This is a genomic window from Mucilaginibacter sp. CAU 1740 (assembly GCF_039839285.1).
Taxonomy (GTDB): Bacteria; Bacteroidota; Bacteroidia; order Sphingobacteriales; family Sphingobacteriaceae; genus Mucilaginibacter.
The window spans coordinates 137,434-149,282 of record NZ_JBDOQS010000005.1 but is presented as its reverse complement, the minus strand read 5'-3'; the positions used below and the strand labels follow the sequence as shown (position 1 = coordinate 149,282).

Annotated in this window: 12 protein-coding genes; 5 read left to right on the top strand and 7 right to left on the bottom strand. The window is 43.2% G+C overall.

Annotated elements, in window-relative coordinates; translation table 11 throughout:
- Positions 1-38 precede the first annotated feature (38 nt).
- The gene (locus AAFN85_RS13015; RefSeq protein WP_347527776.1) at positions 39-1,067 is read left to right on the top strand and encodes a GntR family transcriptional regulator; all 1,029 of its coding nucleotides are present in this window, start codon (positions 39-41) and stop codon (positions 1,065-1,067) included.
- 143 nt (positions 1,068-1,210) lie between these two features.
- Here the strand turns inward: AAFN85_RS13015 and AAFN85_RS13010 are convergent, their stop codons facing one another.
- The 4 genes from AAFN85_RS13010 to AAFN85_RS12995 form a co-directional block, all read right to left on the bottom strand.
- Positions 1,211-2,572: a DUF1080 domain-containing protein gene (locus AAFN85_RS13010; protein ID WP_347527774.1), complete on the bottom strand. Its 1,362-nt coding sequence runs from the start codon at positions 2,570-2,572 to the stop codon at positions 1,211-1,213.
- A gap of 140 nt (positions 2,573-2,712) precedes the next feature.
- Entirely contained in the window at positions 2,713-4,041 is a 1,329-nt protein-coding gene (locus AAFN85_RS13005) for a Gfo/Idh/MocA family oxidoreductase (RefSeq protein WP_347527773.1), read from the bottom strand.
- Between the two features lie 214 nt (positions 4,042-4,255).
- The gene (locus tag AAFN85_RS13000; protein ID WP_347527772.1) at positions 4,256-5,074 is read right to left on the bottom strand and encodes a peptidoglycan-binding domain-containing protein; all 819 of its coding nucleotides are present in this window, start codon (positions 5,072-5,074) and stop codon (positions 4,256-4,258) included.
- A 254-nt stretch (positions 5,075-5,328) separates the two neighbouring features.
- The gene (locus tag AAFN85_RS12995; protein ID WP_347527771.1) at positions 5,329-6,360 is read right to left on the bottom strand and encodes an aldo/keto reductase; all 1,032 of its coding nucleotides are present in this window, start codon (positions 6,358-6,360) and stop codon (positions 5,329-5,331) included.
- 148 nt (positions 6,361-6,508) lie between these two features.
- Between AAFN85_RS12995 and AAFN85_RS12990 the strand changes: the two genes are divergently transcribed.
- The 4 genes from AAFN85_RS12990 (at position 6,509) to AAFN85_RS12975 (ending at position 9,447) form a co-directional block, all read left to right on the top strand.
- Entirely contained in the window at positions 6,509-6,736 is a 228-nt protein-coding gene (locus AAFN85_RS12990; protein WP_347527770.1) for a hypothetical protein, read from the top strand.
- 97 nt (positions 6,737-6,833) lie between these two features.
- Positions 6,834-7,058: a CDGSH iron-sulfur domain-containing protein gene (locus AAFN85_RS12985; RefSeq protein WP_347527769.1), complete on the top strand. Its 225-nt coding sequence runs from the start codon at positions 6,834-6,836 to the stop codon at positions 7,056-7,058.
- A 96-nt stretch (positions 7,059-7,154) separates the two neighbouring features.
- Positions 7,155-7,952: a tRNA pseudouridine synthase A gene (locus tag AAFN85_RS12980; RefSeq protein ID WP_347527767.1), complete on the top strand. Its 798-nt coding sequence runs from the start codon at positions 7,155-7,157 to the stop codon at positions 7,950-7,952.
- A 196-nt stretch (positions 7,953-8,148) separates the two neighbouring features.
- A complete protein-coding gene (locus AAFN85_RS12975) occupies positions 8,149-9,447 on the top strand; it encodes a DEAD/DEAH box helicase (protein ID WP_347527765.1) in 1,299 nt (432 codons plus the stop codon).
- Positions 9,448-9,485: 38 nt separating this feature from the next.
- On the opposite strand, the gene AAFN85_RS12970 is transcribed toward AAFN85_RS12975, so the two are convergent.
- From AAFN85_RS12970 to AAFN85_RS12960, 3 genes are all read right to left on the bottom strand, one after another.
- Positions 9,486-10,010, bottom strand: a complete 525-nt coding sequence (locus AAFN85_RS12970; protein ID WP_347527764.1) for a DinB family protein — start codon at positions 10,008-10,010, stop codon at positions 9,486-9,488.
- Between the two features lie 83 nt (positions 10,011-10,093).
- Positions 10,094-10,441, bottom strand: a complete 348-nt coding sequence (locus AAFN85_RS12965; protein ID WP_347527763.1) for a hypothetical protein — start codon at positions 10,439-10,441, stop codon at positions 10,094-10,096.
- Positions 10,442-10,488: 47 nt separating this feature from the next.
- A complete protein-coding gene (locus AAFN85_RS12960) occupies positions 10,489-11,817 on the bottom strand; it encodes an MFS transporter (RefSeq protein WP_347527762.1) in 1,329 nt (442 codons plus the stop codon).
- Positions 11,818-11,849: the final 32 nt, after the last annotated feature.

Below are 11,849 nucleotides of genomic sequence, written 5' to 3'. Positions count from 1 at the left end.
CACAATGAGAATGTGCCGCCAAATACTACATTTGTGATGTGAAGAACTACCTGAAAATATTATCTATCGATGAGTACTCCATCACCCCGAAGTACCTGCAACTCTCCAACGCCATTATCCGGGCCATCGAAAGTGGCCAGATAGTTAAAGATGATATGCTCCCATCTATCAACGATTTGAGCTATGCACTGGATACTTCACGTAACACTATAGAACGTGTTTATAAAGAACTGAAAGACAAGGGGATTGTAAGTTCCGTTCCAGGAAAAGGGTTCTTTATTTCGAACACCGATTTTCAGAAACCGCTCAAGATCTTCCTGCTGTTCAATAAGTTAAGCGCTCACAAAAAGATCATTTACGATGCTTTTGTAGCCACCATCGGCGAGCAGGCGGCCATAGATTTTTATATCTATAACAACGATTTTTATTTTTTTAAGAAGATCATTGCCGAGGGTATCCAGGCCGATTATGCCAAGTATATTGTGATCCCTCATTTTTTGGATAACGAAACTAAAGCGCATGAGATCATCAATACCATCCCTAAAGATAAATTGATATTACTGGATAACCTGGTTCCCGGCGTTACGGGTAAATTCGCGGCCATCTATGAGGATTTTGCATCTGATGTTTACGAGGCCCTAAAAAGCATGCTGGAAAGCCTGAGTAAATATCATACGCTTAAGTTGATCTTCCCGGGCAAAACCTATCACTCCAAAGAGATCATGAAAGGCTTTGTAAACTTTTGCAGGCAATATGCTTTTGAATATGATGTAGTAGAAACCCTTGCCGCCGAAACTATCCATAAAAACACCGTTTACATCAGCCTTACCGAAGACGACCTTGTTGAATTGATCAAAAAGGTCATCGCTGCCGATTTAAAAGTAGCGCAGGATGTTGGGGTAATATCCTACAATGAAACAGCGCTTAAAGAGATAATTCTGGATGGTATTACCACCATATCAACCGATTTTAAGTTGATGGGTGTTAAAACGGCGGAGTTTGCATTGAGTAGCTGCCATGAGCATTTTGCTGTGCCGTTTACGGTGAGGTTGAGGAGATCGATATAAATTGGGAATTGACCTGATTTAAAAACGTCATTGAGGTACGAAGCAATCGCGAACTTTACAGAGCAGCTTTACATGGCCCCTCAGCTTCCGTGCGATTGTTTCGTACCTCGCAATGACGTGGTTTGTGAGTTTGTTTAACTCGATTACTTCAAATTCCTCACCTTAATATTCCTGAAAAACACTTCATTACCATGGTCTTGTAACAACAAGTGACCTTCAGCTGCTTCGCCAAAGTTTTTCCAGATCTTGTATTTGCTGATGGCTACCAGGTCGCGGTAAGCTTGTGAGCCACGATCGTATTCCAGTACTTTAATGCCATTCAGGTAATGCTCAACATGATTGTTAGGGTAAACTACTACCCTGCCTATGTTCCATGCACCTATCGGGTGTACAAAGCGGTCTTGTTTATTTGCTTTGATCAAATCATACAGCGATGCAAGTGTGCGGTCGCCATCACGGCCTAATTTAGCATCGGGGTGCAGTTTATCGTCAAGCACCTGGTATTCCAGACCGATAGCCGAACCTTTGGTAACTTCGGATAATGTAACAAAATATTTAACACCGCTGTTAGCACCCGGAGTAAGCTTAAACTCGAACGAGAGATCGAAAGCCGCGTAATTATCGTTGGTTACGATATCGCCACCACCCGACTCTTCCTGGCCGGCAGAAGGCAGTACGTGCATTGTGCCATTTGCATATTCCCAACCTTTATCCGGGAACCCTTTTAACGTTGCGCCTCTCCAGCCTGCATTGGTTTTACCATCATACAGCAATTTCCATCCGGCAGCTTTTTCGGCCGCTGTGATGCTATTGGGTGTCAGGTTTACTACGTACACATCTTTAGGGAACGGTGTCGATTTTAAATTGGTGGTTTTTAACACCAGGTTTTTGAAGTAAACCTTTTTGTTGGCCTGTTTTTCTTCGCTCACGGCATGAACCTGTAATGCTATAAAACCTTTGCTATCCACCGTGTCAACCACATCGGCGGTTGGTACGCCGTTTACCCAGGTTTTCATTTCGTTGCCGATGCACTCTATTTTAATGTGATTGTATTCGCCAACTTTAAAAGCTTCTTTCGCTTTTGGGTTCAGATCCAGCGGGTAAAGCCAGTCGCGGCGACCTTCATCATAAATACCACCGGCCCATTTGCGGCTTGACGGGTCAATTTCGAACTGGCGACCGTAAACTTTGCCTTTACCTTTATTGCCTTCAGGGTCATAATGGCTACGGGTTTGTACGCCCGAATTACTAAGTTCACTTTCAATTTTGGTATCCAGCTCCAGGATAAAATCGCCGTATTCCTTTTCGGTAACTAAAAATGTGTTGCCCGAGTTAAGTACGGTAGTCCCAACAATGGCACCATCTTCTACTTTGTAATCGGCAGTACCGGCAAGGCGTTTCCAGCCGTTAAGGGTTTTACCATCAAATAATTTAGTTTGCGCCTGCGCGGGCATAAACGCCGCCGAGGCTAAGATCGCGATTGCAGGGTATAGTAATTTTTTCATAGTTGCTTGTTAATTAAAAAACGTCATTGCGAGGAACGAAGCAATCCCCGACATGCAGAGCGACCTTGCGAGTTTCCCTGTATAGTTTGGGATTGCTTCGTTCCTCGCAATGACGTGGTGTTTTAACTTATTTTATAGTATTAAACCTTCACCTCCCACCCTTTTTCATACTCCCTACTCCAAAGCTTTTGCGCCTCAGCATCGTTTAAAATATGGCCATTGTTTGGATCGATGTGCAGTACGCGATCAACCCTGTACGAGATATTGCCCAGTTGCGGCAGCAAGGTCGATTTAAAGCCGGTTTCTATAGGGCAGCTTAATTTATCCGTCCCCCTAACCGAATCAGCAAAGTTTTTCATGTGGAAACCGTCAAGTGCTTCAGTCGGGCTTACTTTGTTGGTGGCGTCAACTTTGGTATCGTCTTTAACTTCTTTTACAAACTTGTTATCGCCATCATAAACTTTATAACCGTTGCCGCCATCATAAAACAGCGTGCCTTTATCGCCATAAAATATTACGCCCCTGCCCAGTCCTTCAATATTATAACCGTTGCAGCTGCGGCTCTCCCATTCGGCTGCGGTGTTATTGGGGAAATTGAAAAGGATATTCTGCGTATCCGGCGTTTGCCAATCATCATCAAAATGAAAACGGCCACCGGTTGATACTACTTTATTAGGATAGTCAACATCAAGTCCCCAGCGGACCACGTCCAGCTCGTGGGTTCCATTGTTCAACGCCTCGCCTGTTCCCCAGTTCCAGAACCAATGCCAGTTATAGTGGATCAGGTTATCCTGGTAGGGTTTGCGCGGTGCCGGCCCTTGCCATAATTCGTAATTTAAATTTGCGGGCACTGGTACTTGTTTGCCTTTACCTATGCTTGCGCGATGGTTGGTGTACCAACCTTTAGCATAATAAGTACGACCGATAACGCCATCGTGCAATTCTTTTACCATGGCCTGCACGTTTAAGAATGAGCGACGCTGGCTACCCATCTGCACCAATCGGTTATATTTTTTTGATGCGGCTATGGCCAGTTCCCCTTCGTACGGGTTATGGGCGCAAGGTTTTTCTACATAAACATGTTTACCGGCCTGGCAGGCCATAACAGTGGCGGGCGCGTGCCAATGATCGGGTGCTGCTACTACCACCGCGTCGATATCTTTTATCTCCAGCATCTTGCGGATATCGGTAATACCTTGTGGCTTTTTACCGGTTTGTTTGTAGATGGCTTCAATCGTTTTAGCAACCACATTAGCATCAACATCGCATATGTAACCGATCTCTACATTAGGTATTTTGGCAAAACTTTGGGCAAGATACAATCCGCGGCTGTTGGTACCCATCATACCCAAAACCACCTTCTCGTTAGGCGAACCTTTAAAAATACCGGATGCGTTTGATAACTGAGGTGCAAGCAAAAAGCTTGTACCGGCTACAGCTGTTGATTGAATAAATTTTCTTCTATCCATAGATAGGCACAGGTTAATTGGTTTATAGGATAGCCTGGCGGGCGACCGCAAATTAGCTAAGTTTTATAAAGGGTTGAAAAAATGCAGTGGATTTTTTTAAGTGTAATTGTAATTTAACTGTTACTTAAAAAAACTAAGAACACCTGATAATCCCTAAAAAACAAAAAGCCCCGGTTTACCGGGGCTTAAGGGGGTATCTCATCAGGGAAGATCTTTATACCAACGGCTGTATCGAAAACACATCAAGTTTGGAACTTTGAAAGTTACGAACACGCTTATAAACACCGTTTCCATTGCTGCTGCCATCGGTATTGGTGTTGCCTTCTACGGTTTCAAACAACTCGCCATGTACGCCGGTGATGAGGCCGGTGTGCACCCAATCGTTAGGTGTTTTTTGCAGCAGGAAAATATCGCCGGGTTTTACAATGCCGGGGTTTGTACGTACCTGCGCATATCGTGTTAGCAGACCTTTATTGATGCCGGTGGTGCCTACTGTATCGCAACTGTAAGTTAAAGGCATTAGCGTGCGGAAATCTTTACCAAGTTGCGAAGCAGCTTGATCAATAATAGTTTGCACAAAGCCCATACACCAAAACCATGGCGTGCCCTCGTTATTATCCATGTAAGCCCGTACCCAGGGGCCGCTATTGCTTTGTCCTTTTATTACCAACTCGAAGGGCGCGTTGCTTAGGTGTTGTAATGCGGTATTTACAATAAGCTCACGTAAGCCATTACCCTGAACCGGGGTTGTAAAGGCGTTTACCATTGGCTCGCATAGCTTGGCGAAAACATTATTGTCAACCACGCCTGTTTGTGGCAGGTTTTTAGCTATCTGGAAATTTTCAACCGCGGTTTCGGTAGCCGGGCCAAAGTCGCCATCAATACCTGTAGCAGTGCCAGCCGAGGGGTGCGTAATTGCATACAGGTTAAGCCAGCTTTGTATTTTATTTACATCTTTTGTGGTGTTGGAGTTACCGTGCCTTTGTTGGGTTGAAGCTATGGCTATCTCTTTAAGGTATTGCTTTTTGATCATGAAAGGGTGGTTTAGTGGTGATAAGATATTGAATGTTAAAATTTATAATCCATTACCTATAAGGCAAATGTAGTTCCCTGCATTCAATGCCGAAAGCGTAATGGTACGTTAAAAGAGCTATTAGGAATACGTAGTTTTACGTATTTGAAGGGGAGGAAGAGAAAAATTGATACGACAGGAACTTCAAAAGGTAAGCGATTAAATCCAGACTTACGAAGTTTTAAAAACTTCGTAAGTCTTAGCTGCCAGTATTATTAATATTGTATAGGCAAAGGAACCAATTTCAGGTTTTGGCGTTGGTGCCAGTACGGATATATCGGGTCAACTTCGCTGGCGGCATCAAGTTTTTTAACCTGATCGGTGGTTAAATTCCAGCCTATTGCGCCAAGGTTTTGTTTTAACTGCTCTTCATTTCGGGCACCGATAACGATATTGGCAATGGTTGGGCGCTGTAACAGCCAGTTAAGGGCTACCTGTGCTACAGATTTGCCGGTTTCTTCAGCAACTTCATCAAGTGCATCAACGATGTTATATAGATGATCAAAGTTGGTTGCCGGGCCGTGGCTACCGCCTTGCACTGTCCTCGAATTATCGGGAATAGGTTGTCCTCTTCTGAATTTACCGCTCAGCTGACCAGATGAAAGCGGACTCCAAACAATGGTGCTTACTTTTTGATCGATACCCAACGGCATCAGCTCCCACTCAAACTCACGGTTTAATAAAGAGTAGTAAGCCTGGTGCGCTATGTAACGGCTCCAGCCATATCTTTCAGATACCGATAATGATTTCATCAAATGCCAGCCCGAAAAGTTTGAACAGGCAATGTAACGCACTTTGCCGCTGGTAACCAGGTCATCAAGGGCGCGCAGGGTTTCTTCAACAGGTGTGTTGGCATCAAAACCGTGCATGTGGTAAATATCAATGCGGTCGGTATTTAGGCGTTTAAGACTTTCTTCGGCCGATTTAACAAGATGGTAGCGTGATGATCCAAAATCATTAACACCATCGCCCATGGTAAAAGTTGCTTTGGTAGAGATCAGGACCTGGTTACGGATGCCTTCGAGGGCTTTACCCAGGATCTCTTCGGAAGTGCCATGCGAGTAAACGTTGGCTGTATCGAACAAATTAACACCTGCATCCAGGCAAATATTAATCAGCTTTTTGGCTTCGTCAACCTGGGTGTTGCCCCAAGCTTTAAAAAATTCGTTACCACCGCCAAAGGTCGCGGTTCCAAAACTTAATACGGGCACGCGTAGGCCTGATGCTCCTAATTGTCTGTATTCCATAGTTTGTATTTTTGATGTGCAGGCTTTGATGCCTGCTTAGCAAATGTAAAGCTATAGGCTGCGGGCAGCCCAATTTTGCAGATCATAAAAATGTCATTTGTGTCCATTTCTACTATACTTTAAAATACAGATGTATTAGTTTTGAATAATGAATGCCGACCCAATTAGCGTTTCTTTGTTCGAAATGAGGCTCGAGGAAATTTACCACCGCGATCCTGTGCTGAAATACCAGATCAACCTGCCCGATTTTGTTGCCCTGTTCCCGGTTAAATTCAAAAACGAAAAGTTATTAAAACCAGAGCCTCCTGCTTCCATCGCACTCGATAGGGATGTTTTCTTACAGATCCTGGTTGCGTTTGATCAATCCTTTGTATAACCCACTCGCCGGTTTTGTCCAATCAGGAACACTTCTAAATAGCAAATAATCAATTTTGGCGTGGTTTCAATCTGTAATTTCGCCCAAAATCTGATACATGGAAAAAACTAAACTCACCATTAATAATAACGGTTCGGTAAAAATTGAAGGCGATTTTGAAATTGTAGATATGCAGGGCAATGCATACAACTTACAAGGTCGTACTGTAGTTTCTATTTGCCGTTGCGGGCTTTCAAAAAACAAACCATTTTGTGATGGATCGCACAAAGGTCATTTTGAGCACAACGCTATCGCGTTTGATCTGCCCCCTAAAAAAGCGTAAACAATTGTTATATATACAAAGCCTGGTGTTTAATTATGCCGGGCTTTTGTTTTATAAAATAATCTGCATTTTTGGCGTTTACACTCCGGATACATTATGCGCTACTTTTTTCATATCGGTTTTCATGGTACAAGATATGCCGGTTGGCAAAAGCTATCAAGCGCGCTAACTGTTCAGGAAGCTATTGAAACCGCGCTAACGCGCATTTTTAAATACCAGGTAAATATTGTTGGTTGCGGCCGTACCGATGCGGGCGTGCATGCCAGCCAGTTCTTTTTTCATACCGAAATTGCCGAGGAACCTGATTTCGATCTGCTGTTCCGTCTCAACAAAGTATTACCCGATGATATTGCCGTATTCGATATCATCCCGATGCAGGGCGACCCACATGCACGCTTTGATGGTGTAAAACGCAGTTACGATTATTTTATCCATAACTATAAAGACCCATTCCTGAGTAAATTCAGTTCCTTTTACCCCGATCAGGAACTTGACCTGGATGCCATGGCTAAAGCGGTATCCATCATGCCAAAATATAATGATTACCGCGCCCTATGTAAAATGCCCGATAGGGTTGATAACACCCGCTGTAATGTAATGTCGGCCGGGTTATATATAGATGAACAGGGTTATAAGTTGAGGTTTAATATCACCGCCAATCGTTTTTTAAACCGGATGATAAGGATCACGGTCGGCCGACTTTTGGAAATTGGCCGCGGACAGATGAGTGTAGATGAGTTTGAACATTACATCGCTAATAAACAAACTCCTAAAATAATTATCCCTGCAAAACCAGATGGTTTATATCTATCAAAAGTAACTTATCGTTACCTGGATATCGAGCCACGTTCGGCTTTTTCATTGCTTGGGCAGAGCGAATGGCGTCAGTTATAAAATTGTACACGAACGCATATCGGGTGTATATGATTTAAGACGAATTACACGAATTTTATATCGGTTTATTCACTAATTATTAAGTCATCCAGCAAATCAAATTCGTATCATTCGTATCAATTAGGGAAATTAGTGTCTAATTGGTATTTAATTGGTAATTTTGCACCCTCGTTTTAAAATTTAATAATATCCTCTGATGGCGTGGTCTGATAAATTGAAGCTAAATAAGCAACTGGTTCGTTCGGTAAATGAAGCCGGTTTTGCAAACCCTACCGAGGTTCAGCTTAAATGTATTAACCGCATTATTGGCGGGCAGGATGTTTTGATAGTTGCCCCCGAAGGCAGCGGCAAAACCACTACCTATGTTTTAACTGTTTTAAATCGCTTTAATTACGCCCCCGAAGGTGTGCCGAAGGTTTTGATCCTGGTACCTGATAAAGAACAGGTGTTTGAAGTGATCGATCAGTTTAATAAATTGAATAAAAACCAATCCATCAGGATAGTTCCGTTATACGTAACACCGGGCACCGAAGCCCAGATGGATGACCTGGCCGAAGGTGCGGATATAGTAGTAGCTACTCCCGACAGGGCCAGAGCGATTTACCTTAAATTAGCGCTCAATCTAAACAAAGTAGATTTGCTGGTGGTTGACAATGCTGACCAGATAGTAGCAAAAGGCTTGCAATTACCTGTGGTTGAACTGGCTAACAGCATTGACAAAGGCCAGCACCTTGTTTTTACTGAAGTGCTGCATGCCAAACTCGAAAAAATGATCGATCCTTTTATGAGGCAACCAGCCTTAATCGAGATTGATGAGTTTAGCGAAACGGTTATAGAAACCCACGAGCAGCTTTTGTACAATGTGCCCAACTTTGGCACTAAGCTTAACCTGCTTAATTTATTTATGTACGATGAGGAGTTGTTTACCAAAACCGTTGTGTTTGTAAACGCTCAAATCACGGCCGAAAAGATTTTTCAAAGCCTTAAAAGCCGCCTGCGCACTGGTGTAGCATATTTCAATCCTAAGTTTTTTGATACCAAAGGTTTTAAAAACATTGATGATTTTAAAGCTGATGATTCAGCCCGTATCCTCATTGTAACTAATGAGAATAAGGATGAGATCGACCTGAGTGGGATCCCGTTCCTCATCCAATTTGATATTCCTGAGGATATTGAACAATTCATCGCTCGCATCAACAAAAACAATTTTTCAGATTCGGACGAAACTATGGCCATCACCTTCGCTACGGATATCGAAATGAGTGCCTTGAAAAAGATCGAACAGGCAATCGGCAAAAAAATCCCGACTACTGATCTGCCAGAAGAACTGGTTGTAGTAACGGAATCAAAGCCTAAAAAGTCAGAAACCAAAGAAGATAAAAAACCGGCTGGCGTTGGCGAAGCTTTTCATGAAAAGAAAGCATCAAACGCTAAAGACTATAATTTTAGCGCCAGCACCAAGGCTAAAATGAATAAGAAGAAAAAGCACGGATAAGGCTTTTTCTTCTTACACGCTCAATAATTTTCAGGCTTTTAGCTCCTGTCGTAAAATGCAGGCGGCTCAATACCTAACGAGCGAAGGTAAACATATCCCTGGGCACGATGATGGATCTCGTTATCAATAATGTATTGCAGAATAGAGTTTGCCACGCCTTCGTACTGACCAAATGCCAACACATTTTCCTGGAAACGTTCTAACGAAATTTGAGGCCAGTAGGTGATGATCTCATTGGTGGCATCGTCCCATAGTTGCAGTAGCTCGGCTTTGGTTGAGGCTGCTATTTTACCTGTATGATGATCAAGGCCGGCAATTGGTGTCCAATTATTAGTCACTACGCCGCGAACGCCCGGGCCTCCCATGCTGATGATCTCTTTTACCATCTCGGCAAAAGGGCGCATTCCTCCTACTGAGTAACTGAATAATTTATCTTCCGGGAAAGCTTCAATAAGCCTGCGGGTTATGCGGCGGTGGCCAAGCCAGCTTTGCAAAAGTTGATCTGGACTATACACATAAGCGGCAGGCGCTACGGTTTGTTGTTGATTGATGTTGTTTTCCATTGCAGTAATTTTTTGTTTGTGATTTACAATACAAAGAAACCGCGGGCTGGTGACAGCCCTATGTCAGCAGGAAAAAACAAAAATCAATTATTTGTATTTTGAATAAAATCTACCAGTTGTTGCTGTTCATCAACCGATAACCCACCTTCCGAATAGTGCCATTCTGAATGTTTATCGCCTTTAAAGCTGATTTGCCCTAGGTAAACCGGATTCTTTTTGTCATCAACTAAAGGTGCGCTTTCACCGATCTCGGGGGCTATCGGCTGAATTTCAAAAAGTATGGCTTCACCTTTATCCCCGGCTTTGTAAAGTTTATAAAGACCGGTGCTGTTCAGCTCATGACTTGCCGATTGGTGCAGCACCGGCTCAATGATAATATTTTGTTGGCTGCCGTTATTGTTGGTTACGCTGTGGTTTACGGTATGGATCATAACTTATACTTTTATCTGTATTTAGTACAAGTTGAGATACAAATTGTTTAAGCCGATTTCGCGTTGGCTTGTTTGGCCGTGCGTTTTTCGGCAACTGCAAGCACTATCATCATGATCAATCCGAGTATAAAAAAACCATCGAGCGCTAAAGTAGAGTTGCGCATTTCGCTGGTAAGGGATTCAACCAGCCCGAAACAGAACAACCCCACCACAATCGAGAGCTTCTCGGTAACATCATAAAAACTGAAGAATGAAGCGGTATCCGGGATATTTTCGGGTAAATATTTAGAATAGGTTGACCTCGAGAGCGACTGTACCCCTCCCATCGCTATACCAATAACAACTGCCGCTATATAAAACTGAGCCGAATTGGTAATTAAATAAGCACAAAAACACACCACCGACCATACGGCCACCAACCAGACTAATGTACGCACATTGCCATATTTCTCCGACGATTTAGAAGCAAGTATCGCCCCCGGAACTGCCACTACCTGGATAATCAAAACTATCGAGATCAGCGACTCTTCGGACATATGCAATTCCTTAGCGGCAAAATTACCGGCAACCAGCATAATGGTTTGCACACCTACCGAGTAAAAAAAGAATGAAGCCAGGAATCGCTTTAACAAAGGCATGGTTTTTACTTTTCCATAAACCTTTGCCAGCTCTTTAAACCCACCGGTTAATACATTGTATTGATGCGAACTTGCATTAGGCTGCCCTTTAGGCAACAACCTGAACGGGATAACAGAGAATCCTATCCACCATAAAAACACCATGATAAATGAGATTCGTGCGGGCAACCATTCATCAGTAATGCCGAATAACTGCGGGGCCAGCACCACTACAAAACATAAAACCTGTACTATTATACTGCCAACGTAACCATAAATAAAACCTTTGGCACTCACGGCATCCTGCTGATCGGGGGTGGCTATTTGAGGCAGGTATGAGTTGTAAAATACAAATCCACCGCAATAACCTATCGAGGCCAGTCCGAAGCAGATCATCGGTATCTCCAACCCTACACCTGGTTTAAAAAAGAAAAGCGCGAAACAAGCCAAACTACCCAACCAGGTAAACAGTTGCAGGTACGATTTTTTGTTGCCCCGGTAATCGGCTATCGAAGTGAGGATAGGCAATATAGCCGCCACAATGAGGTATGATAGCCCGAGGATATAATTTGATAAAACGGTGTTAACGAAAGTATGCCCAAAAAAGGTCACGGTATCCTTACCGTGCGCATTAAATTTTGTAACCTCGACAAAATAAGCAGGAAATATAGTTGAAGTGATAACGAGGTTGTACGATTGATTGGCCCAATCAAACATGCACCAGGCCCAAATGGTTTTCTTGTTGTTTTTTGCTTCCATTGCGGGTTTAAAAATATGGAATTTTGGGCAAG